Raw genomic sequence first — 23482 nt, 5'->3', positions numbered from 1 at the left:
CCCCGATTACCTTCCGGCTCTTGGCTGCCGGCGGCGTATCGGGCCGATTTCGGTCCGTCCCGTCTGTGACCGATGTCACGCGGGAGAGGTCGGGGATTCTGTCGTTTCGCTGATCGAGTGGAAAGCATGCGTCGCGCTCGGCCTTGCCCGCTCGCGCCTCGCAGCGTAAACCGCGCGCGGCTTCGCCTTGATCGTGCCCGAAAGGCCCGGCAAGCGGACGGTGTTCCAGCGCGACCGGCTTTCAGCACAGGCGCGGCCCGGCGGTCGCGAGGATGGATGATGTTTTCGCTCACGCCAGCGATCGACAGGCTGACGAGTTTCCTGGCCGTCAGCCATGCGCGCGCTTGCGCCTTCCTGCTGCTGCTCTCGCTTGCTGCTTTTCTGCCCGGCTTCAGCACGCTGCAGCCGCTCGACCGCGACGAGCCGCGCTTCGCCCAGGCCAGCAAGCAAATGCTGGAGAGCGGCGATTTCGTCGATATCCGTTTCCAGGATGAAGCGCGTCACAAGAAGCCGGTCGGCATCTACTGGCTGCAAAGCGCGGCGGTGAAGGCCGGCGAGGCGCTCGGCGTGCCGCAGGCGCGCACGCAGATCTGGCTCTACCGCATCCCCTCGCTGCTCGGTGCGATAGCGACGGTGCTGCTGACCTACTGGGCGCTGCTGGCCTTTCTGGCGCGGCGCTATGCGCTGCTCGGGGCATCGCTGATGGCGGCGGCGGTGCTGCTCGGCGTCGAGGCCCGGATCGCCAAGACCGATGCCGTGCTCGCCGCCTGCGCGGTCGCCAGCATGGGAGCATTGGCCCGCGCCTGGCTCGACTGGACGCGCTCGCTCGCCTTCGTGCCGGACCGGCGCAACTGGCTGGTGTTCTGGGCCGCGACGGCGATCGGCCTTTTGATCAAGGGCCCGATCGTGCCGATGGTCTGGGGCCTCGCCATTCTGGTGCTGAGCGCGAACCAGCGTTCCTTCCGCTGGCTGAAGCCGCTGCGTTTCGGGCCGGGGCTGCTGCTCTGCCTCGTCGTCGCGCTGCCCTGGTTCGTCGCGATCATGCTCAAGACCGGCGGAAGCTTCTTCAGCGAGAGCGTCGGCCAGGACATGCTCGGCAAGGTCGCGGAGGGGCAGGAGAAGCATTGGGGGCCGCCGGGCTTCTACCTTGTGGTCTTCTTCGCGACCTACTGGCCGGCGGCGGCCTTCGCCGCGATGGCGGTGCCCTTCGCCTGGATCAGGCGCAAGGAGCCGCAGATCCTGTTCCTGATCGCCTGGATCGTGCCGAGCTGGCTCGTCTTCGAGGCGGTGCCGACCAAGTTGCCGCATTACGTATTGCCGCTCTATCCGGCGATTACCGCGCTGCTCTTGCTGGCGATGATCAATGGCGGCATCGACCGCAACYGGCGCGGGGCGGTCGCGACAGCCTGCCTGGTGCTGATCGTACCGCTCGCGCTGATGGGCGTGATCCTCTTCGGCAACTGGACGCTGGATCGGACGCTGCCCTGGCTGGCTCTGCCCGGCTTCGCGCTGGTGCTCCTGGTCGCGGCCGGCGTCATCGGGGCCTTCCGGCGTCAGGATCTCGAAGGCGCGCTCTGGCGCTGCGTGTTGGCGAGCCTGCTGCTGACCGCCTCGGTCTATCCCTTCGCCATCGAGAGCCTGCGCTCCTTGAAGCTCTCGCCGCGGCTGGCCGAAGCGGCGCGGGCGGCCTGTTCCGATCCTGCCGTGCAGACGCTGGGTTATCGCGAACCGAGCCTGGTCTTCCTGACCGGCACCAATCTCGGCATGGCCGCGAGCGGCCAGCAGGCTGCGGACTTCCTCGGCCAGCCCGGCTGCCGCGTCGCCTTCGTCGAGAAGCGTTTCGCCGACCAGTTCCAGGCTGCGCTCGCGAATCAGCCGGTCAAACCGCGCCTGTTCACGACGATCCGCGGCTTCAACCTCAATGGCGGACGCCTTCTCGAAATCGCCGTCTTCGTCAGGGAGCCGGGTTGAAAAATGCTCGCCCTCGGTCACGTCGCATTTTGACAGAAGCGTCAAAATGCGAAAAAGCGTGATCGTTCCTTATCGCCGGGGGCGTCGCTCCAGGCGAAAACCGGTTCCCATTGTTTCGCGCGATGCTCTATGGGCTGTGCCGATGCAGTTCGCGGGCCGTTTTGCCGGATGATGCCGCTTTGACCGAAATTTCCTCCCATCCCCTGCTCAGCGTCGTCGTGCCCGTGCGCAACGAGGTCGGCAACATCGCTCCGCTCGTCGCCGATATCGAGAAGGCCTGCGCGACGATCGGTCCCTTCGAGGTGGTCTACGTCAATGACGGTTCGACCGATGGCACCGCCGGGAAGCTTGCGGAGCTGGCGGCGACGCGGCCCTGGCTGCGGATCGTGACCCATGCCCAATCCTGCGGGCAGAGCGCGGCGGTGCGCAGCGGCGTGCGCCATGCGCGCTCCGCAATCGTCGCGACGCTCGACGGCGACGGCCAGAACGACCCGGCCTTCCTGCCGGAGATGGTGACGACGCTGCAAAAGGGCGGTCTCCATGCCGGGCTCGTGCAGGGCCAGCGTGTCGGGCGCAAGGACACCGGCTTCAAGCGCTGGCAGTCGAAGATCGCCAATGGCGTGCGCGGCCGCGTGCTGAAGGACGATACGCGCGACACCGGCTGCGGGTTGAAATGCTTCCGCCGCGAGGCGTATCTGGCGCTGCCCTATTTCGACGCGTTGCATCGCTTCATGCCCGCGTTGATGGCTCGCGAGGGCTACACGGTGCTGCATGCCGATGTGCGTGACCGGCCGCGTCTGACCGGCGTCTCGAACTACGGCTTCTTCGACCGTCTCTGGGTCGGTATCCTCGATCTCGCCGGCGTCTGGTGGCTGATCCGGCGGCGCAAGCGGGTGCCCCAGATCGTTTCGGAGACGATGTGATGCTGATCGATCTGCAGCAGACCATCGGCAACTATTTCCACGAAGTCTTCGTCAACAACATCGATTGGTGGGTGCTGCTCGGCGTGGTCGCGCAAGGGCTCTTCACCATGCGCTTCGTCGTGCAGTGGTGGGCGAGCGAGAAGGCCGGTCGTTCTGTCGTGCCGATGACCTTCTGGTGGTTCTCGATCGGCGGCGGCGCGCTGCTCCTGATGTATGCGCTCTACCGGCGCGACCCGGTCTTCATCCTCGGGCAGGGCTTCGGCGTCTTCGTCTATGTCCGCAACCTGCAATTCGTGCTGCGGGCCAAGGCGCGCGGCGAGGATACGAATTCCGGGCCGGGTTAGGAAAAAGGCGCCATTCTCGGGCTTGACCCGAGAATCTCCGGCGGGACGAGGAGCAGGGGCCTCCTTGTCACGAGATGCTCGGGTCAAGCCCGAGCATGACGGGAGGGTCAGCTGCGCTGCGGCGTCGACGGATCGGCCGTGGCCCCCTGCGCCGGCGAGGGCAGGGGCTCCGCCGCCTGCTGGGGCTTGCGCATGGCGGGGGAAAGGCCGGGATAGCGCTCCCGATAGGCCTTCAGGAACTCAGAGACGCTGTCGGCATTCGCGGTCGCGCGTGCCATCTCGCGTATATCCGCCGCGCGGGCGCGGTTTGCGCCGGTAATGAAGGTGAAGGTCCGGGCATCGGCGCTACGCGCCATCTTCGGCGCGAATTTGCTGCGCAGCCGGTCGAGCGAGAGGGCCTCGTTCGCCATCACATAGGAGACGCCGGCGCGCATGACATCGGCGCGCTCGACATCGGTCAGGGCCGTGTCGCCGCGCCAACTCTCGTCGAGCATGCGCTCATAAGCCTCGCCCGCCTCGCGCCAGCGTCGCCCGGTCCAGTAGATGTCGGCGCGCAACCGGTCGACCTCCGCGCCGCCTTCGCCTTCCAGCATTTCCAATGCCTGGTCGGTGCGTGAGAGATCGGAGAGCGCCTTGGCCTCCAGCAGCAGCCGCGCGCGCTTGACGTCCGCCGGCAATTCGACCAGCCGCGTCGCGCTGATCGCCCGGATCGCCTCTGCCGGCTTGCCGTTCATCAGCTCGATCATGGCAAGGCGGGCGGCGACAGTGGAGCGGGCCGCGCCGGTGAGGCGGCGATCCATCTGATAGCGCAGGATCTCGGCGCTTTGGTCCAGCAGGTCGAGTTCGACCAGCCGGTCGGCAAGGAGGCGGGTGATCTCGTCGCCGCGCCGGCCGATCGGCAGGAATTCCTTGAAGTCGTAGAACAGCGCCAGCGTCTCTATCCGCGGCAGATTGCCGAGGCCGGAGCCGCTGAACAGCTCGGCGAAACGCTGAGCCGTCTCGTCATGCATGCGCTGCGTCAGCGGATCGTCCGGGAAGCTCTCATTGGCCCGGCGCGCGATCATGAAAGCGTCGCGCCAGCGCTGCTGGTCGGCATAGAGCCGGCCGAGCTCGGCCAACGCCTCGATCTCCAGCCGCCCTCCGCGCCAGATGACCGACACCGTCTCCAGACGGGCGATGGCTTCCTCCGGCTTGAGGTCGGTGCGCTTCTCGGCATCGGCGAGTCTGACGGCGCGCAGCTGCGCCTCGGCCGCGACGGGGCGGCTGTTGGCTTCGAACAGCGCCTTGTAGCCGTTCATCGCGGCTTCGGGGCGGCCGCTGGTATCGTCGAGCCGTGCCTGCAGCAGGGCGAGGCGCTCCTGGTCGAAGCTGCCGCGCGGCAGGTCCGCGAGCGCCTGCACCTGCCGCTCGGCGACGCCCATATCCTGCATCGCGAACGCGGTACGCGCGATAGCCTCCCGGAACTCGCCCTGGAGATCGATGGGGTAGCGGTCGAGCACCGCTTCGGCGCGGCGGAAGCCGACCATCGCCTGGGCGTTCCGGTTCAAACGCTGTTCGACGAGGGCGCGCCACAGACCCGTCTCGACATCATCCTTGATGGCTTCGGCGCCGAAGGCGTTGATCGCATCCTGATCGCGGTGCATCTGCGCGGCGATGACGCCTTTCAGGAAGAGTGCCTCCCGGTTGCCGCGCATGGCGGGGTCGTCCGCCATCATCGCGCCGAGGGGACCGGCGGCTTCCGGCATCAGGCCGTTGGCGGCGTAGAAGCGGGCGAGCGCCAGGCGCGCGTCCGATTTGCGGCCGCGTGAGGCGTCGGCCACGTCGAGCATCAGCGCGCGGGCCCGGTCGCGTGGATTGCCGAGCCTGAGCTCCGCCCACGCATCGCCGTCAAGCAGCAGCGGAGACTCGGTCTTCTCGGCCTGCGCTTCCGCCTGCTTGTTCGGCTCGGCGACATCAAGGGAAACGGTGAGGCCGCCGGCGCGGCCGATGCGAACCTGCTCGGTGCCCGCACGCACCGCGATGTCGTCCGAGCGCGGCTGGACGGCCAGACCTTGTGCGGTCTGAAGCAGGCCGAACTCGACGAACTGATAGGGCTTGGGCGTGAGAAGCACCGGCCCGGTCGCGGTGGCGATCGCGATAGGCAGCCCTGCAGGCCCCGATTCCAGCCAGTGGATGCCGGTTAGCCCGGCGAGCGGAACGCCTAGGATGGTCTGGCCGCGCTCGTCCATGCTGCGCTGCGGCGCGATCACGGCGGCAGGCTTGCCCGCATCCTCGCCGAGATCGAGGGACCAGCTGGTGCCGTCGTCGAAGAAACGGGCGAGCGGCTGGCCGGCCAGACGCAGGCGCACCAGCGTCACGCGGCCCTCGCGCGTCACCGAACTCTCCTCGATCAGCTTCGGCAGCAGGCCGGAGAGGCGGGCGGGATCGATGGTGTCGCGCGTATCGAAGACCAGCGTCATCACACCGGCGTCCAGGAAGGCGGCGGCACCGGTCCGGCGCGGGAAGCGGAAATCGAGGCGCGTGTCGCCCGCGGCGATCGCGACCGGGCCGGGTGGCGGTTCGGGGGCGACCGCGGCAGGCTGGGGCGCGGGCGTGGCCGGCTGCACGGCTGGTTGAGCGACGGCGGGCTTCGCCGGCTCGACGGCAGGTGCCGGTGTCGGTGTTGCGGGCGGCTGCGGCTTGTCGATATCGGGCAGGGAGAGCGCGCCGATCTTGGCGGGCCGCAGCAGGTCGACAACGAGCCCCGTCTCGTCGTTGAAGCTGCGGGACTGCCAGTCATTCGGCAGGGAGAGCGTCAGGCTGAGAGCGTCCTTGCCGGAGTCGAGCGAGGACAGCGCGACATCGGCCGGGAGCGCGTTGCGGATTTCGGCCGCCTCGGCGTTCATGGGCTTGTCGAAGACGAGCTTGAGCGTGCCGTCCGAGAGGTGGCTGGCGAGCTTCGTCCCGGCCGGGGTCTTGAAGATCAGGCGTTCCAAGGTTGGAAGACTGGCCGAGCGCATCGTCAGCACCGCTGGCGGCGCGGCCGGCTGGCGGGCGGCTTCGCGGGCCTTCGCCTCGGCGACGCGCAGTCGCTCGGTCAGCTCTGCAATGGCTTCCGGCGGCGGGCCGGGCATCACGCCGGCCCAATTCTGCGGCAGAAGATCGATGAAGGCTTTGTCGCCGGCTTCGATCAGATTCGCCTTGTAAGGTTGGGTCAGGGCGAAGCGCATGCCGCGCCCGTCGGGGTCAGTGCGTGCAACCGAAACGTAATTGGGCAACTCGCGGGTGATGCGCGCGATGTCGACGCGGACCGGGCTGCCGAAGGCGACGATCAGCACGCCATTCGCGACGCGGATACGGGTCTGGATCGCTTCGTCGAAGGTGAGCGAGACGCGGCCGAAGCCGGCCGCCATGGCCTCGCCGCGCATCGTGGCGCTGGCCGCGAGCGCAGGCGCGTTCAGGCCGGCGGCGAGCGCGAGAGCGGCCAGCCCGATACCGAAGGCGAGGGAACGCGACAGAGGCAAACGGAGTACTCGACCCAACGCGACAGCGGGCCTTCGCATCGCGCCGATGCGGGGACCCTCGGGCACGCTAGCGCGTCAACCATAATGCCGTCTTAACGGAGCCATCTTCAAAACCTCAATATTTGCGGGGTTTTTGGCGGAAATGTTTTTCACTCGGTAGCGTTTTTTGCATTCGGCTGTTCTGCAGGCGTTCCGCGTGCGGCCAAACGCTGGTCGATATGGCGGCTGTATTTCATCACCATCTCGACCGACATGCCGACGATTGCCGCGATCTGCTGGTGCGTACGGCCCCTGATCCGCTCGTCGCAAACTTTGGTCGCGCGCAGGTCGTGCGGGGTGAAGCCGCGTAGCGCCGAGCCGGCTTCCGTCGCGGCATAAGCGTTCCACTCGTCGCGGAAGCTGTGCGGCGAGAAAGCCCGGCCATTCTTGCGCGCGACATAGAGCGCTGCCTTGAACACCGGCCAGCCATCGATCGTCGCGGCCTCTTCCGGCCGCAGCGGGCACCAGTGCGGCTTGTCGCGCAGTTTGGTGATCGTCAGCATGATCCCGTCCTCGTCCCGGTTGGCGGGCCGAAGCGGCAGCACGTCCGAGATCCGCTGTCCGATGGTGCGGGCTAGCACAGCGTAGCGGCGAAGAAATTCGGGGGCATCGTCGGATGTGAGAGCCTGCCATGCCTCGACGGTAAGCGGCTTGGCTTCGTCRGGCTCCTCCTCGAACCCGTCGACTTCGCGGGCAGGATTGTCCTTCCGCTTGCCCGTCTGGACAGCGAGCTTCATCAGCGCGCGGATCTGCGACAGCACGAGATTGCCCATCGCCGGCCTATCGCTGAACTGCGTCCGCATGGCGATGATATGTGCGACGGTCAGGGCGGCGGGATCGTGCGGCCCCCAGGCAGCATCAATCACCGCGAGAGCCCGCTCATAGGCTGAGACGGTGTTGGGCCGGTGCTTCTGCCATTCCGGCTGCAGCTTATAGTCGTCGATCAGCGCCTTGATCGTATCGCCGGAAGGCTGCTTCGACTCGCCTGTGATTTTGGCGATTGCAGCCCAGAAATCAGGTGTGCCGAACTCCGGGAGCCGCGTGCGCGGTCCAGCATTCTCCTTCCCGCGCCGATCCTGGTGATACCAGTAGACGACGCCGTTACGCCCGATGACGCGAGTGACGCCTTTAGGCAGCGGCATGACGACGGCCCTTCTGGACATTCTTCAAGCCCTCCATGAAAGGGTCATGGTGCTTCGCGTGCGTCTCGCCGGCAAGGTGCTGCTCCAAGGTAGGCCAGTGCCAGCGGACGATCTGGCCGCGGTCGATCTGCGGGCCGGGGATGAAGCCGGCGCGCAGCCAAGTATCGAACGTGTCGACGCTGATCATCAGCATCTCGGCGGCCGTCTTGCGGTCGACGAAGACGGGCTGGAGTGTCGCGCGCGCCATGGCTACGCCCTCCTCAGAGCGTTGCCGGAGGAGACCATGCGGAAGCGGTCTTCGAATTCGACGCCGACGGAGTTCATGGTCCCGCGTGCGAACACACGGCAGCGTTGGCCCTTTCGGCCGCAGCGATCCCAGCGATAGATGTAAGTTCGATCGGAATTGGCTGCCGACGCTCGGGGCTGGGGGGCTAGGCGAACGTCGGCAGCCCGCGCACCCGCCAACGCTACGCATCGGATGGCGAGTGGAGCATGAGGCAAAATCGGGATCGTGTTGTCCTTCATTTGGAGGGCAGGCATCACAGCAACCTCCCGGCTTAGTCCTCTGCGGCCTAGCCTGGGATCGGGTCGCGGTTGGGTAATTTTTCGACAATTGCGTCGCAGGGTGGGTTTCGCCAAATCTCGCGAACACGGCCTTAGGACGCCGGCCCATAAAACGCCTGTTCCGGCGCACCATTCGAGGAAAATCACCGTATTCGAGACGATGAGGCTTACCATGACTTTCATCTTCGACGAACGAACCTGCCCCGATTTTGAGCACGAGGGGCAGAGCATTCGGTTCTGCATGGTGAGAGGCAACGAGCGGGCGACCTGCCAGATCGGGCGCGCGACTCTGAATGAGCTCGAACCCGAGCGTATCGAAACCGACGAAGAGTGCCTGAATCGGTTTTCCCGTAATCGCGGCCGGATTGCCGCCGCCGCCACGCGCCTGCTCCGGATCGGGGTGCATAGGGGCGGCACGACCATACAGATCATGCGAGCGAACTTGACCTGATAGCTCACGGCGCCGCTCCATTCGCCTCATAGGCGAGCATGCGTGCCTGGTGGCCGAGTTCTATGGCGGCTTGAGCAGCGAGCGAGGACAGGGTGGCGCGGATCGCTTGGAGCTCTGCCGCGAGGGCCGAGAGCTTGGCGTCGCGCTCACGCTCGGCGCTGGCGACTGCTTCAGCCTTCACCATCTCCCTAATGCGCTTCGCCGCCGCCTCGGTATCTGCAGCCGGGGTGCGGTTGTAAAACTGGCTGTCCGCTCTGATGGTGACGCACTCCACGTCCCTGATGGCGATGTTGATCAGGGCGCGTGCGCTATTCGATTCGCCACGGATGCCTTCGATCCGCTTCGCAGCGGCGAGGAACTGGTCGAGCGCGGTTTTGGGCTGGTCAGTCATGGCGCGGCTCAGAACGGCATGTCTTGGAAGTCGTTGGCGCCCTGCATCGGCGTGATCTCAACGTCGCGCTTCACCACGTGGGCGACCGTCTGCAGGACGAAGAACTCGACGTCGGGGGCGGTCCGCGCGAGGCGCTTGGCCTCAAAGATCGCGCTCTCCTGCGTCTTGTGGCGGGCGGTCGGCGCGCCCTGGCCGGCGCCGTAGACCATCCAGAAAGTGCGAGGCAGTTGCGTCATGGCTTGCTCCTCTTGCGATTCGGGAAGGGGCGGGAGGGCAGTGCCCGCTTCCGCTTCGATGGTGGTGGTGGTTCGTCGCCGCGCTTGATTGCGAGGATGCGCCGGCGGAAATCCTCCCCGCCTGGCGGGTCTTTCTCGATTCGCTTCACTTTGGCGGCGTTGCCGACATCGGTTCCGGCGGTGGTCGCGCCGGAGCCGCGCGTCTTGACGTCGTGATCCGCGGTGCGCAGCGGGCGCAGGTAGTGCGGGTCGTTCGGGTGAGGCGTTAGCTCGCCGGTCTCAGGATCGAAGACTCGGAGCGCCAGAGCAGGCTGATGGTCCCACTGCAGGCCGCCAGCGATCTCTTCGTCACTGAAGCCGAGCAGCAGCAACGCCGCGTGCAGCTTCACGCCGATGGGAATGTGGCGGCGATGATCCGAGGCGCGCATCAGCGGCGGCCTCCGGCCTTGGCGCGCTGCTCGCGCTTGTAATCCTCGACGTCCAGCCCGAACTCGCCATAGATTCGGTCGAACGCCTTGGTGCAGAACTTCTGGAATTCGGCGTCGTCCATTCCGCCGATCGACAGCGGATAGACCTGCATGCTGCCTCCCATCAGTCGGAAGCTGTCGGCGTAGCCGAGCTCGACCAGCAGTGCGTTTGAGAGGGAGCGGGAAGAGCCGAACTCGTTGCGGTTCTCGACGACGAAGCCCAGGAAGCCCCAGTAGAGACGGAGCTGATCGTTGCTCTTCTCGCGTTCGACGGTCGCGGTGACCAGGGCGCCAAGGGGCAGAGCGGCGTGGAACTCTGCATCGTAGGCGGCGACGGGCTCGTACCCGCCGCGCACCACGCGCAGAATCGTCACCGGCTTGTCCTTGGCGCGCTTGGTCATGGCTCAGCCCTGACCTTCCGCGGCGCGGAGCTCGTCCATGCGAGCCTTCCAGAGCGCGCGAAGCTCCTGCCGGACCTTGTCGCCGAGGATCTCGCGAAGCTCGTCGTCCATGTACCAGCGCTTTTTCAGCGCTTCGGCATCGGTCATGGTTCCGATGTAGCCGCGGATGTGAGCCTCGAGCTCGGCGGCATTCATCTTTTCAGGCTGTTTGTCCGCCGGCGGGAGTGCTGACGGCTTGTCGCCGGGGAACTCGTCAGCCTCGGCAGGCGGCGAGTCGCGCTCGTCGGGACCTGCAGGGTCGCCGGCTTCAGCCGCGGCAGCCTCATTGGCGGCGCGCTCTTCCTCCTCGGCCGCATCAGCGATCCGATCGCGCGCCGCGAGATAGGCAGCCTTGGCCTTCTCGCTGTCGATAGGTTGAAGCTGATCGTAGAGCGGCATGATGTGCTTGGCGCGGACCGCCTCGAGCGTGTCGTCGTCCTTGCAGCTGTCGAGGTGCTCTTGGATCTTCGCGATAATCTGCGCGGGGTCGTAGGCGCCGGACTCGGGCGTCTGATCCTGCTGCTCGGCCTTCTGCCGGCCGCGGGTGACCTTCGCCTTTTCGGCCTTGGGCTCGGCGGTCTTCGACGCCTCACGGCGTGCGGGCGCGGCTTCCTGCTGCGGCTCCCTTCGAGCCGGCTCATTCTGCAGAACCTCGCCGGAGTCGGGGTCGACCGTCTCAACATGGGCGATCTGGCGAGCCGCAGGCGGTGCGGGTGGCAGACGCCGCTGCGCAACCTCAGCTACCTCAGCGACGGCTACATCGCCCTCGACGCGCCTGCCTTCCATCTCTTCGGCGGTGAGCTGATTGCCGAGCTCTTCCGGGAACGACTTGCGGAGAGCCGCGGCCTCGGCGCATTTCTCGATCTGCCCTTCCGGGCGGCTCTGCCACATATCGTTCGGCAGATCGGTGCTGCCGATGGTCGCGTAGCTCTCCAGCCATTTCACCTTCGGGCCAACGAACCGGCAAACGCGGTCGCCGAGAACCCGATAGACGGTCATGCGGCACCACTCGGGGAACTCGACTGTGACAGTCTGATCGACCCAGTTGTCGCCCTTCTTCACCTTGCCGGTGAAGGTCTTTTCGATGGTCGGGCCGAACTCGGCTTCATCGCACCCGGCATACTGCCCAGTGCGGAACGCAGTGGTGCGAACCTCGGAGATACCCGGCCAGATCGTCTCGACGTAGCCCTTCTTCTTCGAGTCCCACATGGGCACGATGTGGACCGGCTTCTTGAAGGGGTCGAGCTTGCGCGCCTTGCAATAGGACAGCGCCATGATGACGGAGTCGGGCGTCTTCGCGAGCGGATAGACGGCCTCGACGAGCGCCTTCCAGCCGCTCTTGTCGACGTTGAAGCGTTCCTGGACGGCGTTGTGATAGGGCAGACGTGGCGGCTGCAGTTCGGCGATAGCGTTCATGGGAGCGGACCTCAGACGGTGACCATTTTGGATCGGACGACGACGCCGGGAGCGGGCTCAGAACCGACGGCGAACTCGGGATTGCGCGCCAGCGCATTCGCGGCGCTCTCCATCCCGGAGATGATCGTCGCGTGCTTGTGCTTGCCGAGCCACGCGCCGAAGGCTTCGTAGTCCGTGATCTCCGCGAACTTCCGCTCGACCAGCGAGGTCTTCCGGCCGCGCGATCCGCTCGACACCTTCTCGGGCTCGGATGGTGGTGGTGGCGTCTCGGCCTCACGCCCGGCCGCGGCGGCAAGAGCTTCAGCCTCGGCCTTTTTCTTCGCGACCTCTTCGTCCCTGATGCGGCGCTGCTCGACCTGGAACGGATTAATGACCCGATCCTTGATCGTCTTCGCTGCGGTATCCAGCCCGTCGCGGGTCAGGAAGAACTTGTTGTCGACCTCGCGCCCGCCATCGAGCCACGGCTGCTTCTCGACCTTGTGAGCCGCGATGACCTTGGCCTTCGTCTCGGTGAGCGTCTTTGCGAGGTTCGACGCGATATCCGCATCCTGCTCTGTCTTCGCGCCGCCGGCCTTCACCAGATTGCGCGCGGATTCGAGATGGCCTGCGGCTTCGGCCAGGAGCGCCTCGACGCTACCTTCCGGCGGGGCGTTGTCGCCCATGCCGCCGCGATCCTTCTTGAGCGGCGTGCCGTCGGGCCATTCGCCGTTTTCAATCGCAGCCAGGTAGGCAACATGGGAAACTGCGACGAGCTTCGGCCAGGTGCGGGCCAGAAACTCGCTCCACTCCGAGCCGCAATCTCGGTCGATCGCGTCGGCGCCATTGATCGAGGCGAGCCACGCGCCGTCTTTCCAGGTCGCGACGGGCAGGGCCGTGCCAGCGATCCCGTTGGGCAGTTTCCAGAAGCCGGCGACGATATCGCTATCGGGCTTCGGCGATCCCTTCTTCTCGACGAGAGCCTGCCAGGCAGACCAGTCGTTCTCGGCTTCTGCAGTATCGCTCATGGCGGTTCTTTCAGTGGGAGGTCAGATTTCAGGTGAAGCTGGTGGCGGCTCCAGCGCGGCCAGATCGCGCGCCGGCCATGCGAGGTAGACCTTCTCGGCACGCGGCTCGGTGGAGCGGTAAGCTTCGTCTGGAACGAACACGACGAAGGTCTTGCCCTGGTGCGCGACGGCCAGTTCTTGGGCCGCTTTGTCGGCCTCGATCTTGTCGTCGAAGACCCGAGCGATTGGGGCCGGAACACCGGCCTCCATGACGGCGTAGAAGCGCTGGTGCTCGGCCATCAGAACGGGCTCCTTCTCGCGTCGTCTTCCGGTGAGTGGCGATCGGCCGTCGTATCGTGCTCGACCGGGTCGGCTTCGATTTCGGAGGCGGGCGGCCCGTCACTGCCCAGCCAGACCAGCGCGTAGGCTAGGGCGCATGCCGCAGCGACGATCAGCAGAACCCAGCCGGCATCGAACGCTTCGAACAGCGGATCAGGCCGCATGGTGCGCCTCCATGGTGTTGCCGGAGACGCGGGCGCCATCGCGGCGCTCGATCATCGAAACTGATGGGTGGGCTAGCGTCGCCCCCGTCAGCCCCACATCTCCGGCAAGGGGTGAGCCGAGGGAGCGCGCGGCACGATTGCCACGCCGATCGCCGGCATAAGTGCCTGTCGGGGCACTCTGCGCTTCCTCGGCAACCTGGAGGAGACGGCGAGCTTCAGCCCGTGCATCGTCTCCGAATTCGTTGATGCAGATCTCTGCGACCCTCTGTTCCCGCCAGCGATTGACGCAGTCGGCGAGGCGATAGGGCTCGACAGCCGGCGGCAGGATCAGCGTCTCGGCCATCATCCGAATGACGACATCGTAGGCGTGCTGGTGCGGCGAGAGCGTCATGGCCGCGCCCCCGTTGAGCCGAAGGCAGCGAGAGCAGCTTCCAGAAGGTTCCGAACCGCCTCAACCTCAGAGCGAGCGCCGGTCGATCGCCCGAATGCGTGGATACGCTCAACAAGGCTGACTGGCAGAACATAGACCCTGCGCGCCATCGCCGCGGGAGCGGGCGGAGTGTATTTGATCACAGAGGCTGGGACTGTCTTGTTACGCATGTCAGGCCGCGCGCGCATGGCGGCGAACAGCCTGGATCGCGTCATCGAACCAGCGGAGCAGGGCGTCGATGTCGGAAGGGGTGACGCCTTCGGTGACCAACGCGCGCTGTTGGCGCTTCTGCTCGACCGATAGCTTCTTGGCTGGAAAACCATCGTCGCCGGCGATCAACACGCGACAGCCGCGCCAGTATTGCGCCTGCTCAGCGAGGGCCTTCAGGAAGGCGCGATCACTGACCTCTCGCTTGGCTTGCTCGATGTGTTCACGCAGTACGTTGAAGGCGCCGTGCGCGGGAAATGGTGGGAGGCCTGAACTGACCGGCATCTCGCTCTCCGGATGAGGAGGAATGCCGATATTCGTATGCTCGAACGAATTCTAAGGCAAGCGCAAAATGCGATCACGAATAAAATTTCTTGACGACCCATAACCCCTGCGCGTACAAGCGCAGCGGCCGCGTCGCGGGATTAGGTGGTTCCTGAATCGGAGGATAAGGCTCGTTTAGCGCTACGCCTTGAGCCGGAATCCGAGGTGCTTCCTCAAGGATTTTCTTTTCGCTGACGCTCTTGGAGCGGGGCCGGAGGCGTCGAGCTCTACGATCAGGGCAGGCAGCCTCAGTCGTGGAGCTCGAGCTCTACGATTTGCTGTGGATCAGGGCAGTGTTTCCGCGAGATTTTTCCCCGGACGTTCCCGGTGAAAAATCTGAGGTAGGGCTCAATTCGGTCAATCAACCAATTCGCTCTGACGTGTCCATCAGCCGTTAGGCATGACTGACATCGGGAGTCAGTAGCGCTGTCAGGAGGCTCGACTCCTCGAATTTGCTCTGTCTATCTTGAGAACGTAATGAGAACAAAAGCTGGGTGGCGTCGGAATGAGCTTGGCCTTCACTGAGGGAATTTATCGGCCTGAACTGTCGCTTTTTCGGGCGATCGACATCAGGTGCGACGACTGCGGTCGGACGAAGAGGATGCAGCCGCGCGAAATCGACGAGCATATCCGTGCTGGCAGGCACAGCCTCATCGGGCTCCACAGCAAGCTCTACTGCTCCGTCTGCCGGAGCCGCGGCGGGCTCAGCAAGAACATCAGTCTTTACCCGATCAAGCGAGATGACCGATGAAGCCATGGCATGACGGTTTGCCTGAGACGAAGCGCTTCGTTGTGTTCCCGCCTCTGGGGCAAGAGGGTGCATTCGCGGCCTCGAAAGAGCGTATCAGCGCGCACTTGCGTGGGGCGTTCCCGGACCATGAATTCGAGGTCGCGGTCATTGGCCTGTACGAGGACGTGAGTGTTTTGCCGATCTGCGGCTCCGTTGGCGGTCCGAACAGCCGTGTGCTGGCGCCGCCGTCTGAGCTGAAGATTCGCGAGATCGAGCGCGCACTGAAGGCGTTCGATCTCGCTCCCGCCAGCCTCAGCTAAAGGCCCAGCAGTTCCCGCCGGGGGACGACCCGGTAAACGTGGAGCACCTCGTTCGACTGAAACGGGATGTCCTTCGGCGGGTTGAACTGCTTCACGACAATCGTCGGCGGTCCGCGTTTCACCAGGCGCTTCAGGTAGCAGGCTCCCGGCTCGCCGTTCGGGCCCGGCTTCATCTCGATCACGACATCGTCGCCGATGGCCGGCGGTCGATCAGGATCGATCACGACCGGGTCGCCGTCCGAATAAGCCGGCTCCATGCTGTCGTTGGTGGCGTAGACCCCAAATGCCTTACGCTTATGAAGCAGGGAAGGCGGTCGAGGGATGTAGTCGGCGACGTCGCCGTTGAAGCTGAAGTCGCCGTCGTCGCCCATTACGGCAATGCCGCGCATCGGAAGATCCCGAGTGCCTCCACGAGCCGAGGGCGGAGGCAGATCGGTGGCGACGACAGCATTCGGTTCAGAGGGTGTCGAGCGTTGGGGTGCGGGGCCCTTCCCGCGATCGGCCTGATCAAATTCCATCAGGGTGAAGGCATCTGTCTCGCCGAGCCGCGCGATTTCAATCAGCGGTCCAGTCTCGGGAACCTGCTCACCCTTCTCCCATTTCGAAACGGTGCCCTGGCTAACGCCAACCTCATCAGCGAACTGAGCCTGATTGAGCTTCAGTCCCTGTCGGATCTCGCGGATTTTTTGGCCAAGGGATGACATGCGATTGCGAATAACATGCTGGAAGCAATAGACGAAATCTCGAACGCATAAATTGCGCTTGCGAATAAATGCGTTCTAGAATATGGATCGCATATGCTCGCGATCCAAAACATCCGAAAGAACGTGCTCGGGATCACCCAGGCTGATCTCGCTCGGCTCTGCTCCGTTTCGCAGGGCACCGTTTCGAAGTGGGAGCGGGGCGAGCTTGCCCCGGGCCTTTTGGAAATGCGCGCGATCCGCGGGGAGGCTGTCCGCCGCGGGATCGAGTGGGATGACGCGCTGTTCTTCACCGATCTGAAGCTTGTTCCAGAAGCTTCGTCGGCGGCTGAGGTCCGCTGATCCATGGTGGCCCTCGCGCTTTCGTCTTCATCTTCGCTCTCCGTCTCTGGTGGGGCGCGGGTTGCAGCCCGCTCTCCCCGAAAATCCGCATCTCCCGAAGCTGCTCTCGCTCCCCAGCGTGTCGCCGCTCCGTCTGTGTCCCCAATATCGGAGATGCAGATGAGACATTCGCCCGTCGCGTCCGGACATTTGTCCGTCGCCGAGAGGACATCTGCCGCTGAGCGCATCATCGCGTTCCTGCGTCGGCTGTATCCGGTGAAGACCGCAGAGAACGTCGCCGCAGATATCGGCGGTTCGGCCGAGACCATTCAGAAAATGATGGATCGGATGACGACGCCGAACGCGCTCACCTATGGGCGCCTCGTTTGCGCCTATGGGCCGGCCTTCCTCTGCGCGGCCCTGGAGAGCCCGCCCGCGTGGGTGTCTGCCGCGGCTCGTGACGAACAGATCCGCGCGCTCCGTGCTGAGCAGGAGCGCATCACCAAACAACTGCGGGCTCTCGAACCCGCCATCTGATTGGAACCGCCATGCGCGGGCTTCTGGCCATTTTCTTCGCCGCTGCGGCTGTCCTGCTGAAGGTCCTGTCGTGGCTGACGCTGTTCCCATCCCGTTGGCTGGCCAATGCCGCCGAGTGGTGCAGCTCGCGTTCGATCTCCCTTTCCGCCGCGCCAAACGGAGAATGACCATGGCCCGAGGACGCCCACGCCTTTCCCCAGAAGCGAAGTCCGCCAAGAAGGAGCGCGCCGAAGCCGACAAGGCTTCTGCGCTCGCACAGAACGCGCTGGCGAAGCTGCCCGCCGAGAAGGAGAAGCGAGACGAACTCTGGCAGGAGCTCGACGCCCTGAAGAGCGAGGCGTCTGGCGTGTCCGGTTCGATCTCGGCTCAGAAGAAGCGGATGACCGAGGTGTTCGGCATCACGAAGGCTGCGATGCAGATCCGCGCGATCCTGAACAAGTGCCGCGCCGGCGAATACGAGGCGACGGTCGAGCAGATCCAGCTCTTCATGCAGGACACGAACCGTCCGATCCAGCTTTCGATGAAGCTCGAGCCCGGCAAAGGCGTTGCCGAGGATCAGGGCTCGGTATTCGACGCCAGCCATTCCGGCGAGACTGTATCAGCCGAGCGCGGCGATGACCCCGGCCGGGCTCGCAAGAGCACCATCGCGCCGCCTGCGCCGCCCGCTCCGTCGGCTGCCATCTCGCTCGATGAAGCCCGCGCCAAGTTCGAGGCGAACAAGGCTGCAGGCGACGAGCGTCGCGCCAAGCGTGGCGGCCCGCCGGCTCCTCCCGAGACCAAGGCCAAGGACGACTTCGAGGACGGCAAGGATGTGCGGCCGCGCGCGCTGAAGGAGGCGGAAGCCCAGCGCGCTAGCGAGGCTGAGGCCAAGAAGGCCAAGACCGATGCGGCGGCCACGGAGAACATGACGCCGGCCCAGAAGCGCGCTCACGCGAAGAAGATCGCGGATGAGGTCTTCGCAAAGCAGGGCAACAAGGGCCTCGGGGCCGACGGTATCCACTGAGGCTTCGCCGTCATGACCGCCACCATGATCCTCGCAATAGACGGCGCCACGGCCTCAGGCTGGGCGCTCGGCGCCCCGGGCAATATCCCAGCGGTTCGCGTCGGCCTGCAGCGGCTGAAGAAGCCGAGCGAGGATACATGGCTGGTGGCCGACGGCGCCGCTCGCTTCATCCGCGACATCTGCTTCATCGAAAGCACGCGGCCTGACCTGATCGCGATCGAAGCCCTTATGCCCAACTTCAACAGCGGTGACGATCGCGACCGACAGATTCAGCGCAGCGCTGCATCCATGCTCGTTCCGCCACTGATCATGGGAGCAGTACGCGGCATCGCCGCCTGCTACGGCATTCAGGTCGTCCAGGTTTATCCCGCGACCTGGCGCAAGCACTTCCTCGGCCGCTCGAACTTCGGCAGCCGGGATGAGACGAAGCGGCAGACGCTCGCGCGGTGCCATCTCCTCGGATACCTGCCGGCGACCTGCAAAGACGACAACCAAGCGGACGCCGCCGGAATTCACGACTGGGCGTCTGCCGTCCATGGCCGCGCTTCTCAGCCGTTCCATCTCTTCGACGAAGGGCGCCTCCGCCATGGCTAGAGGCTTCCAGTTCGACACCTACGACCCGACCAAGATCGACGCGATGCGGCAGGCGCAGAGCCCCGCGGCCAAGGCCAGCCACAAGTCCGCGCCAGGCCCGCACGTCGAGCCCTGCGTCGAGTGCGGCAACATCATAGGCCCGTGGTGGGGCTGGAACGGAGAGACGTTCTGCCGCCGCCATGCCCCCGACCATCTCAAGCGACCGGGAGCCGCACAATGATGCGTCCTGACGATCTTCACGCTTCGCTGCGCCATGACGTTGTTCGCATCATCGGCGACGTCATCGCCCTTCTGGCGCGCATCGAAGCCAACATTCCGAATTCCCCCGAGGAGAGCCACGAGAGGACAAGCCGGAGAACCGGAGAATGCCCCGAAGCCTCACCTGTGGAGGAAACACCCTCTTCTGCCGAAGCCGGCGTAGCGGGACCACAGGGAACAGTGGCAACTAATGCAGATCAGCCGATCGATGTCGCACCTCCAAGCGTCGTGACGGCTGAGCCCCCTGCCGCGCCATCCGCCTCCCAGCCCCAGCCGGCGCCGCAGGGGGCGATATTCGCCGAGATCGTCAGGCCAAAGCCGAAGGTGGCATCCAAGCCGCTCGATCCGCGCCCAGGCCGGGTTGCCGGCGTCGTCGTCGACATGCCTGGCTCTGTCGTCTCCCTCGACATGGCCAACCTCATCGTCGCCTGCCCAAACGGTGATTGGCCAGTCGCCAGGCCCGTGGCGCTGATCATGGAGCGCATGCGCAACGGCGAGACGTTCGCCGACGATGTGCTCGCGACGCTCGGCAGCATGAGCACCGACTCCTTCCGCGAGAGCCGCAAGCGCTGGACCGAAGAACTCGCCAAGCGCGGCATCACGTTCGTCCATACCAAGGGCGTCGGATGCAGGATCGAGGTGGATCAGCAATGACGCTGCTTCTCTTAGACGCGAACGGCCTCATGCACCGGGCCCATCATTCTACGAAGGCCAACCCGCAGTACCGGGACGACACCCTGCCGGTGACGGCGATCGGTCGCTTCCTCGATCTCGTCTATGAAGCGCTGATCGATGTTGGCCGTCCGCAGTGCGCGACGCACGCCGCTGCCATCTTCGACGCTCCGGGCCCCAACTGGAGGCACGACATTGCCCCAACCTACAAGTCCGGCCGCAGCCACGATCCAGACTTTCACCCGCAGCTCCGTCTCTGCCGCGATCTCGTGAAGGGGCTCGGCATCTCGTCGGTCCAGCAGCGGGGTTACGAGGCTGACGACCTGATCGCGACCTATGCCCGGCTCGCGGAAGAGCAGGGGATGTCGACCTGCGTCGTGTCGATCGACAAGGATATCGGGCAGTTGCTCCGGCCAGGCGTGTCGATCTACAACCCGATGCGTCGACGCCTCGCGCACGGCCACGAAGAGTTCTTCCCGTTTGGATCGGAGAAGGACCACGTCATGGTGCGTCCAGCCCAAATCCCGTGCCTTCAGGGCATGATGGGCGACAGCGTCGACGGGTTCTCCGGCATCCGCAATGTGGGCCCCAAGAAGGCGGCGGCGCTCTTGGAGCGGTTCGGCAGCCTTGATGCGATTATCGCCGGTGCCGCCGAGATCGCGCAGCCGGCACTGCGCGCCAGCATCACCGCCGGCGCGGACCAGGCAAGAGCGTGCCGCCGCCTCGCCATCCTCGACGATGCCGTCCCTGTCCGCCGCGATCTCGAAGACCTCGAGCTCCGACGCGCCGACCCGGATCTCCTTATCGGCGGGCTGAAGTCTCTCGGCCTCATCCATTGGCCGGGCGTCTTCGGCGAGCGTCTCCAGGTCGACCCCGCCGACTTCCCGCCGCACGCCGGCATCACCGAACTTTCCGACGAACTGGTGGAGTTTGCATCAGCATGAGGACCGCGCTGACCGTCAAGCAGTCCGAGCTTCTGGAATACATCCAGGCATTCTCTGAGCGGAAGGGGCACGCGCCTTCCTATGAGCAGATGCGGCAGGCCATGGTGCTTGCGTCTCGCTCTGGTATCCACCGCCTAATCCTGGCGTTGGAGGAGCGCGGGTTTATCCGGCGCATCCCTAACCGCGCTAGGGCCATTGAGGTCGTTGCGCCGCGAGCCCGATACTCGAGCGCTGCCGAGATCCACATCACGGCCTATTGCCAGCGGAATCGGGTCGACCGGGAGAGCGCAGTGGCTCTGGCGGTCGAAAGCTACTTCGGTGGCGCGGCATGAGCGACGCGATCGAAAACCGCCGCGCTCGGGCCTCTCACATCTACGAGCGCGAGGAGCACGACCACTACGTGGAAAGCGCTTGGGTCGGCCGTCGTCTGTTCCAGGTCGAGCGCTTCGACGGCGAAGTCTGTGACCCATGCTGCGGCCTCGGCAACATGATGGAAGGGGCCAGAGCGGCCGGGCTTCAGATCCGCCCCTACGACATTGTCGATCGGGGCTATGAGCACCTGATCGGGGCGCGCGACTTCCTGCTGAGCGGCGATCGGTTCTCGTGCTTCGCCATGAACCCGCCGTTCAACCGCATCCAGGAGTTCACCGAGCACGCTGTCCGGCTCGCCGAGCACAAGGTTGCTGTGGTTTTCCCGGCCCGCCGGCTGAACGCCGCTGGCGCGTGGCTTCGCGATCTACCGCTTGCCCGCGTCTACTTCTTAACTCCCAGACCGAGCATGCCGCCTGGGCACATCTATCGGGCGATGATTGCGGCCGGGAAGGAGCCAAGCGGCGACACCAAGGACTACGCCATCGCCGTCTTCATCAAGAACTTTGAGGGCGAGCCGGTCACTCGTTGGCTTCACCGCGACGGGGGCGCCTGATGGGCGCTGTCATGAAGATGGACGGCACGCCGCTCGACCAGAGCAAGCTGCCTCATAACATCGACGCTGAGCAGGCTGTGCTTGGCGCCTTGATCAAGGAAAACGACTGGTTCGCCAAGGTCGGCCAGCACCTGAAGCCAGAGGACTTCTACGACCCGGTTCACGGGCAGATCTTCGACATGATGTCCGGCCTGATTGAAGCTGGCCACGCTGTCTCGCCAGTTTCGATGAAGCCATATGTCGACAAGATCGCGGTCGGCGATCTGCGCGGGTTCGAATACCTAATGCGCTTGTTCAATGAGGCGCCGAAGGGAAGCAGCGCGCTCGCGAACGCGATCGAATACGCCAAGATCATCAAGGACGCTGCGATCCAGCGCTCGATCTACGTCATCTTCGAAGAGGAGATGGCGGATATCCTGGCCGGCAAGCCAGTGGCGGCGGCCAAGCGCCTGGATCGGGTCGAGACGCTCATCAATGACCTGCGGCCACCGTTGACGTCGCAGAGCGGATTCGAGCGGTTCGACAAGGCCGCGGCGCGAGCCGTGGACATCGCGGCGCGGGCCTACCAGCGGGGAGGGGTGCTTGCGGGGCTTTCGACCGGACTGCAGCGCCTCGATGACGCACTCGGGGGGTTGCACCGTTCGGACATGGTCATCCTCGCCGGTGCCACCGGCGCTGGTAAGTCGGCCCTCGCGATCAACATCACCTACGCCGTGGCGCGTGGTCTCATGGAGCGCCAGCGGGAAGGGGAAAAGACCGGTGTCGTGGCGTTCTTCTCGCTTGAGATGCCATCCGACCAGATCGCGCAGCGCATCCTCGCTGAGCATTCCCGGATATCGGGTTGGCGGCTGCGGAAGGGGCGGGTCAGCGAGACGGAGTTTTCCACGTTCGCGGATGCGGCATCCACCTTGCAGTCACTGCCGATTGAGATCGACGCGACCGGCGGCCTGACGATCGCCCAGCTGATGATGCGGGCTCGTGCGTTGAAGAAGCGGCGTGGCATCGACCTGCTCGTCGTCGATTATCTGCAGCTGTTGAAAGGGACGGAGCGTCGGCGCGAATCCAGCCGCGTGCAAGAGGTCGCTGAGATCACCGCCGGGCTCAAGATGCTGGCGAAGGAGCTGGATGTTCCGGTCATAGCCCTGTCCCAGGTCGCGCGAGATATCGGCAAGCGCGAGGACAAGCGGCCGATGCTCTCTGATCTCCGCGAATCCGGCTCGATCGAAATGGACGCCGACGTCGTCCTCTTCGTCTACCGCGAGGAATACTACCTCAAGAAGGCTGAGCCGAAGCAAGGCAGCGAGGCTCACAACGACTGGACGCTCGCCATGGAGCGAGCCCATGGCCGCGCCGACATCATCATCGCCAAGAACCGGCACGGCCCAGAAGACACCATCCACGTCGGCTTCGACGCCACGCTGACGCAGTTCAAGGACGAGCTTCCAGATGACGTCGCGCCATCACAACAGCGACAGAAGCGCGAGCGCGAGAAGAAGCTGACGCTGATCAAGGAAGCAACAGAAGCTTTCGGCATCCTCAAGAACCTGATGATCACGGCCTCGATCGCGAACGAAGGCCACGTCGACAAGGCCGCGAAGGGCGCCAAGCTCGTCTCCTACACGCTATGGCGCGAGAAATGCGCCGAGGTGCTGTTGGATAGCGACCGAGGCGAGAAGGCCGCTGCCGCCCTCATGGAGAAGATCGTCAAGGATCTCCGCGCGCCTTCGAGTGGTCATCCGCCGCTGATCGGCCGCGGCGGCTCGTCAGAGGCCCCTTACGTTTGGCTGACGGAGGCCAAGAACTGATGACGACCGGCAATCACGAAGCCTGGGCAGATCCCGATCCGCACCGTCGCGGCTGGCTCGGAAGGTTCCAAACCGACAAGGGCGTGAAGACGGTCACCGGCCGCTGGGCCCGCCGCTCTGCGCTGATCTTCGGTTCTGAGCAAGAGGCGGTCGTTGCGGCTCAGAAGGCGCTGATCAAGCACCTCGTCGCCAATCCTCGCCCGCGCTCGTCGGGTGCCAAAACATTCGCCGTGGCGAGGAATGGGCGGAACGTCCGCACCATTTCATTGCCGCAATCATGAGGGAAGCGCGCAACCGCTTTCGGGCCACCCATGGCCGAACCCCATTCCCGCACCGCG

Annotated in this window: 32 protein-coding genes; 17 read left to right on the top strand and 15 right to left on the bottom strand. The window is 65.1% G+C overall.

Annotation, left to right across the window (positions count from 1 at the left end):
• Positions 1–279 precede the first annotated feature (279 nt).
• The 3 genes from AC1DE3_RS01470 (at position 280) to AC1DE3_RS01460 (ending at position 3238) form a co-directional block, all read left to right on the top strand.
• Complete coding sequence (locus tag AC1DE3_RS01470) at positions 280–1971, top strand: ArnT family glycosyltransferase (protein ID WP_476851999.1); 1692 nt, start codon at positions 280–282, stop codon at positions 1969–1971.
• 188 nt (positions 1972–2159) lie between these two features.
• On the top strand, positions 2160–2894 hold the full coding sequence (locus AC1DE3_RS01465) for a glycosyltransferase family 2 protein (protein ID WP_476779358.1): 735 nt from the start codon (positions 2160–2162) through the stop codon (positions 2892–2894).
• On the top strand, positions 2894–3238 hold the full coding sequence (locus AC1DE3_RS01460; protein WP_441513031.1) for a lipid-A-disaccharide synthase N-terminal domain-containing protein: 345 nt from the start codon (positions 2894–2896) through the stop codon (positions 3236–3238). The genes AC1DE3_RS01465 and AC1DE3_RS01460 overlap by 1 nt, the downstream gene beginning before the upstream one ends.
• A 107-nt stretch (positions 3239–3345) precedes the next feature.
• Here AC1DE3_RS01460 and AC1DE3_RS01455 read toward each other — a convergent pair whose 3' ends face one another.
• The 3 genes from AC1DE3_RS01455 to AC1DE3_RS01445 all read right to left on the bottom strand — a co-directional run bounded on the left by AC1DE3_RS01455 (position 3346) and on the right by AC1DE3_RS01445 (position 8169).
• A complete protein-coding gene (locus tag AC1DE3_RS01455) occupies positions 3346–6741 on the bottom strand; it encodes an ATP-binding protein (RefSeq protein WP_476779201.1) in 3396 nt (1131 codons plus the stop codon).
• A 149-nt stretch (positions 6742–6890) separates the two neighbouring features.
• On the bottom strand, positions 6891–7943 hold the full coding sequence (locus tag AC1DE3_RS01450; RefSeq protein WP_476851998.1) for a site-specific integrase: 1053 nt from the start codon (positions 7941–7943) through the stop codon (positions 6891–6893).
• Positions 7909–8169 (bottom strand): hypothetical protein, encoded by a 261-nt coding sequence (locus AC1DE3_RS01445; RefSeq protein WP_476851997.1) that lies wholly within the window; start codon positions 8167–8169, stop codon positions 7909–7911. Before AC1DE3_RS01445 ends, AC1DE3_RS01450 begins: the two co-directional genes overlap by 35 nt.
• A 489-nt stretch (positions 8170–8658) precedes the next feature.
• Here AC1DE3_RS01445 and AC1DE3_RS01440 point away from each other — a divergent pair, with 489 nt between their 5' ends.
• Positions 8659–8937, top strand: coding sequence for a DUF1488 family protein (locus AC1DE3_RS01440; RefSeq protein ID WP_476851996.1), 279 nt, complete (start codon positions 8659–8661; stop codon positions 8935–8937).
• A gap of 4 nt (positions 8938–8941) precedes the next feature.
• Here AC1DE3_RS01440 and AC1DE3_RS01435 read toward each other — a convergent pair whose 3' ends face one another.
• From AC1DE3_RS01435 to AC1DE3_RS01385, 11 genes are all read right to left on the bottom strand, one after another.
• Positions 8942–9328 carry a hypothetical protein gene (locus tag AC1DE3_RS01435; RefSeq protein WP_476851995.1) on the bottom strand — a complete coding sequence of 129 codons (387 nt, stop codon included), beginning with the start codon at positions 9326–9328 and terminating at the stop codon, positions 8942–8944.
• Between the two features lie 8 nt (positions 9329–9336).
• The gene (locus AC1DE3_RS01430) at positions 9337–9564 is read right to left on the bottom strand and encodes a DUF2188 domain-containing protein (RefSeq protein ID WP_476851994.1); all 228 of its coding nucleotides are present in this window, start codon (positions 9562–9564) and stop codon (positions 9337–9339) included.
• Positions 9561–9992: a hypothetical protein gene (locus AC1DE3_RS01425; RefSeq protein WP_476851993.1), complete on the bottom strand. Its 432-nt coding sequence runs from the start codon at positions 9990–9992 to the stop codon at positions 9561–9563. The genes AC1DE3_RS01430 and AC1DE3_RS01425 overlap by 4 nt, the downstream gene beginning before the upstream one ends.
• Positions 9992–10432, bottom strand: a complete 441-nt coding sequence (locus tag AC1DE3_RS01420; protein WP_476851992.1) for a hypothetical protein — start codon at positions 10430–10432, stop codon at positions 9992–9994. Before AC1DE3_RS01420 ends, AC1DE3_RS01425 begins: the two co-directional genes overlap by 1 nt.
• A gap of 3 nt (positions 10433–10435) precedes the next feature.
• On the bottom strand, positions 10436–11887 hold the full coding sequence (gene bet / locus AC1DE3_RS01415; protein ID WP_476851991.1) for a phage recombination protein Bet: 1452 nt from the start codon (positions 11885–11887) through the stop codon (positions 10436–10438).
• Between the two features lie 11 nt (positions 11888–11898).
• Positions 11899–12891 (bottom strand): hypothetical protein, encoded by a 993-nt coding sequence (locus AC1DE3_RS01410; RefSeq protein WP_476851990.1) that lies wholly within the window; start codon positions 12889–12891, stop codon positions 11899–11901.
• Positions 12892–12912: 21 nt separating this feature from the next.
• The gene (locus tag AC1DE3_RS01405) at positions 12913–13170 is read right to left on the bottom strand and encodes a hypothetical protein (RefSeq protein WP_476851989.1); all 258 of its coding nucleotides are present in this window, start codon (positions 13168–13170) and stop codon (positions 12913–12915) included.
• Complete coding sequence (locus AC1DE3_RS01400) at positions 13170–13373, bottom strand: hypothetical protein (RefSeq protein WP_476851988.1); 204 nt, start codon at positions 13371–13373, stop codon at positions 13170–13172. Before AC1DE3_RS01400 ends, AC1DE3_RS01405 begins: the two co-directional genes overlap by 1 nt.
• Positions 13363–13764 (bottom strand): hypothetical protein, encoded by a 402-nt coding sequence (locus AC1DE3_RS01395; protein ID WP_476851987.1) that lies wholly within the window; start codon positions 13762–13764, stop codon positions 13363–13365. Before AC1DE3_RS01395 ends, AC1DE3_RS01400 begins: the two co-directional genes overlap by 11 nt.
• 210 nt (positions 13765–13974) lie before the next feature.
• Entirely contained in the window at positions 13975–14295 is a 321-nt protein-coding gene (locus AC1DE3_RS01390; RefSeq protein WP_476851986.1) for a hypothetical protein, read from the bottom strand.
• A gap of 433 nt (positions 14296–14728) precedes the next feature.
• Positions 14729–15091: a hypothetical protein gene (locus AC1DE3_RS01385; protein ID WP_476851985.1), complete on the bottom strand. Its 363-nt coding sequence runs from the start codon at positions 15089–15091 to the stop codon at positions 14729–14731.
• On the opposite strand from AC1DE3_RS01385, the gene AC1DE3_RS01380 reads away from it, so the two are divergent.
• Complete coding sequence (locus AC1DE3_RS01380; protein ID WP_476851984.1) at positions 15082–15384, top strand: hypothetical protein; 303 nt, start codon at positions 15082–15084, stop codon at positions 15382–15384. The genes AC1DE3_RS01385 and AC1DE3_RS01380 overlap by 10 nt on opposite strands.
• On the opposite strand, the gene AC1DE3_RS01375 is transcribed toward AC1DE3_RS01380, so the two are convergent.
• Positions 15381–16088 (bottom strand): XRE family transcriptional regulator, encoded by a 708-nt coding sequence (locus AC1DE3_RS01375; RefSeq protein ID WP_476851983.1) that lies wholly within the window; start codon positions 16086–16088, stop codon positions 15381–15383. The genes AC1DE3_RS01380 and AC1DE3_RS01375 overlap by 4 nt on opposite strands.
• A gap of 93 nt (positions 16089–16181) precedes the next feature.
• Between AC1DE3_RS01375 and AC1DE3_RS01370 the strand changes: the two genes are divergently transcribed.
• The 12 genes from AC1DE3_RS01370 (at position 16182) to AC1DE3_RS01315 (ending at position 23425) form a co-directional block, all read left to right on the top strand.
• On the top strand, positions 16182–16427 hold the full coding sequence (locus AC1DE3_RS01370) for a helix-turn-helix transcriptional regulator (protein ID WP_476851982.1): 246 nt from the start codon (positions 16182–16184) through the stop codon (positions 16425–16427).
• Positions 16428–16616: 189 nt separating this feature from the next.
• Positions 16617–16943 carry a hypothetical protein gene (locus AC1DE3_RS01365; RefSeq protein ID WP_476851981.1) on the top strand — a complete coding sequence of 109 codons (327 nt, stop codon included), beginning with the start codon at positions 16617–16619 and terminating at the stop codon, positions 16941–16943.
• Positions 16944–16954: 11 nt separating this feature from the next.
• The gene (locus AC1DE3_RS01360) at positions 16955–17110 is read left to right on the top strand and encodes a hypothetical protein (protein WP_476851980.1); all 156 of its coding nucleotides are present in this window, start codon (positions 16955–16957) and stop codon (positions 17108–17110) included.
• Between the two features lie 2 nt (positions 17111–17112).
• A complete protein-coding gene (locus AC1DE3_RS01355; RefSeq protein WP_476851979.1) occupies positions 17113–17946 on the top strand; it encodes a hypothetical protein in 834 nt (277 codons plus the stop codon).
• Positions 17947–18090: 144 nt separating this feature from the next.
• Positions 18091–18540 carry a RuvC family protein gene (locus tag AC1DE3_RS01350; protein WP_476851978.1) on the top strand — a complete coding sequence of 150 codons (450 nt, stop codon included), beginning with the start codon at positions 18091–18093 and terminating at the stop codon, positions 18538–18540.
• Entirely contained in the window at positions 18533–18760 is a 228-nt protein-coding gene (locus tag AC1DE3_RS01345; RefSeq protein WP_476851977.1) for a hypothetical protein, read from the top strand. The genes AC1DE3_RS01350 and AC1DE3_RS01345 overlap by 8 nt, the downstream gene beginning before the upstream one ends.
• The gene (locus AC1DE3_RS01340; protein WP_476851976.1) at positions 18757–19452 is read left to right on the top strand and encodes a hypothetical protein; all 696 of its coding nucleotides are present in this window, start codon (positions 18757–18759) and stop codon (positions 19450–19452) included. Before AC1DE3_RS01345 ends, AC1DE3_RS01340 begins: the two co-directional genes overlap by 4 nt.
• Positions 19449–20414: a 5'-3' exonuclease gene (locus AC1DE3_RS01335; protein ID WP_476851975.1), complete on the top strand. Its 966-nt coding sequence runs from the start codon at positions 19449–19451 to the stop codon at positions 20412–20414. The genes AC1DE3_RS01340 and AC1DE3_RS01335 overlap by 4 nt, the downstream gene beginning before the upstream one ends.
• Positions 20411–20746 (top strand): LexA family protein, encoded by a 336-nt coding sequence (locus AC1DE3_RS01330; RefSeq protein WP_476851974.1) that lies wholly within the window; start codon positions 20411–20413, stop codon positions 20744–20746. The genes AC1DE3_RS01335 and AC1DE3_RS01330 overlap by 4 nt, the downstream gene beginning before the upstream one ends.
• Positions 20743–21339 carry a hypothetical protein gene (locus tag AC1DE3_RS01325; RefSeq protein WP_476851973.1) on the top strand — a complete coding sequence of 199 codons (597 nt, stop codon included), beginning with the start codon at positions 20743–20745 and terminating at the stop codon, positions 21337–21339. The genes AC1DE3_RS01330 and AC1DE3_RS01325 overlap by 4 nt, the downstream gene beginning before the upstream one ends.
• Complete coding sequence (locus AC1DE3_RS01320) at positions 21339–23144, top strand: replicative DNA helicase (protein ID WP_476851972.1); 1806 nt, start codon at positions 21339–21341, stop codon at positions 23142–23144. Before AC1DE3_RS01325 ends, AC1DE3_RS01320 begins: the two co-directional genes overlap by 1 nt.
• Positions 23144–23425: a hypothetical protein gene (locus AC1DE3_RS01315; RefSeq protein ID WP_476851971.1), complete on the top strand. Its 282-nt coding sequence runs from the start codon at positions 23144–23146 to the stop codon at positions 23423–23425. Before AC1DE3_RS01320 ends, AC1DE3_RS01315 begins: the two co-directional genes overlap by 1 nt.
• The last annotated feature ends 57 nt before the right edge of the window (positions 23426–23482 follow it).

Source organism: Allobosea sp. 10L417, from assembly GCF_056395485.1.
This window is presented reverse-complemented; position numbering and strand designations above follow the sequence as displayed.

Excerpts from the sequence above, each read along its gene's own strand:
- AC1DE3_RS01460 (WP_441513031.1), top strand. The coding sequence starts at position 2,894 with ATGCTGATCGATCTGCAGCAGACCATCGGCAACTATTTCCACGAAGTC.
- AC1DE3_RS01445 (WP_476851997.1), bottom strand. The coding sequence starts at position 8,169 with ATGGCGCGCGCGACACTCCAGCCCGTCTTCGTCGACCGCAAGACGGCC.
- AC1DE3_RS01440 (WP_476851996.1), top strand. The coding sequence starts at position 8,659 with ATGACTTTCATCTTCGACGAACGAACCTGCCCCGATTTTGAGCACGAG.
- AC1DE3_RS01435 (WP_476851995.1), bottom strand. The coding sequence starts at position 9,328 with ATGACTGACCAGCCCAAAACCGCGCTCGACCAGTTCCTCGCCGCTGCG.
- AC1DE3_RS01430 (WP_476851994.1), bottom strand. The coding sequence starts at position 9,564 with ATGACGCAACTGCCTCGCACTTTCTGGATGGTCTACGGCGCCGGCCAG.
- AC1DE3_RS01425 (WP_476851993.1), bottom strand. The coding sequence starts at position 9,992 with ATGCGCGCCTCGGATCATCGCCGCCACATTCCCATCGGCGTGAAGCTG.
- AC1DE3_RS01420 (WP_476851992.1), bottom strand. The coding sequence starts at position 10,432 with ATGACCAAGCGCGCCAAGGACAAGCCGGTGACGATTCTGCGCGTGGTG.
- bet (WP_476851991.1), bottom strand. The coding sequence starts at position 11,887 with ATGAACGCTATCGCCGAACTGCAGCCGCCACGTCTGCCCTATCACAAC.
- AC1DE3_RS01410 (WP_476851990.1), bottom strand. The coding sequence starts at position 12,891 with ATGAGCGATACTGCAGAAGCCGAGAACGACTGGTCTGCCTGGCAGGCT.
- AC1DE3_RS01405 (WP_476851989.1), bottom strand. The coding sequence starts at position 13,170 with ATGGCCGAGCACCAGCGCTTCTACGCCGTCATGGAGGCCGGTGTTCCG.
- AC1DE3_RS01400 (WP_476851988.1), bottom strand. The coding sequence starts at position 13,373 with ATGCGGCCTGATCCGCTGTTCGAAGCGTTCGATGCCGGCTGGGTTCTG.
- AC1DE3_RS01395 (WP_476851987.1), bottom strand. The coding sequence starts at position 13,764 with ATGACGCTCTCGCCGCACCAGCACGCCTACGATGTCGTCATTCGGATG.
- AC1DE3_RS01390 (WP_476851986.1), bottom strand. The coding sequence starts at position 14,295 with ATGCCGGTCAGTTCAGGCCTCCCACCATTTCCCGCGCACGGCGCCTTC.
- AC1DE3_RS01380 (WP_476851984.1), top strand. The coding sequence starts at position 15,082 with ATGAAGCCATGGCATGACGGTTTGCCTGAGACGAAGCGCTTCGTTGTG.
- AC1DE3_RS01385 (WP_476851985.1), bottom strand. The coding sequence starts at position 15,091 with ATGGCTTCATCGGTCATCTCGCTTGATCGGGTAAAGACTGATGTTCTT.
- AC1DE3_RS01375 (WP_476851983.1), bottom strand. The coding sequence starts at position 16,088 with ATGTCATCCCTTGGCCAAAAAATCCGCGAGATCCGACAGGGACTGAAG.
- AC1DE3_RS01370 (WP_476851982.1), top strand. The coding sequence starts at position 16,182 with ATGCTCGCGATCCAAAACATCCGAAAGAACGTGCTCGGGATCACCCAG.
- AC1DE3_RS01360 (WP_476851980.1), top strand. The coding sequence starts at position 16,955 with ATGCGCGGGCTTCTGGCCATTTTCTTCGCCGCTGCGGCTGTCCTGCTG.
- AC1DE3_RS01355 (WP_476851979.1), top strand. The coding sequence starts at position 17,113 with ATGGCCCGAGGACGCCCACGCCTTTCCCCAGAAGCGAAGTCCGCCAAG.
- AC1DE3_RS01345 (WP_476851977.1), top strand. The coding sequence starts at position 18,533 with ATGGCTAGAGGCTTCCAGTTCGACACCTACGACCCGACCAAGATCGAC.
- AC1DE3_RS01340 (WP_476851976.1), top strand. The coding sequence starts at position 18,757 with ATGATGCGTCCTGACGATCTTCACGCTTCGCTGCGCCATGACGTTGTT.
- AC1DE3_RS01335 (WP_476851975.1), top strand. The coding sequence starts at position 19,449 with ATGACGCTGCTTCTCTTAGACGCGAACGGCCTCATGCACCGGGCCCAT.
- AC1DE3_RS01330 (WP_476851974.1), top strand. The coding sequence starts at position 20,411 with ATGAGGACCGCGCTGACCGTCAAGCAGTCCGAGCTTCTGGAATACATC.
- AC1DE3_RS01325 (WP_476851973.1), top strand. The coding sequence starts at position 20,743 with ATGAGCGACGCGATCGAAAACCGCCGCGCTCGGGCCTCTCACATCTAC.
- AC1DE3_RS01320 (WP_476851972.1), top strand. The coding sequence starts at position 21,339 with ATGGGCGCTGTCATGAAGATGGACGGCACGCCGCTCGACCAGAGCAAG.
- AC1DE3_RS01315 (WP_476851971.1), top strand. The coding sequence starts at position 23,144 with ATGACGACCGGCAATCACGAAGCCTGGGCAGATCCCGATCCGCACCGT.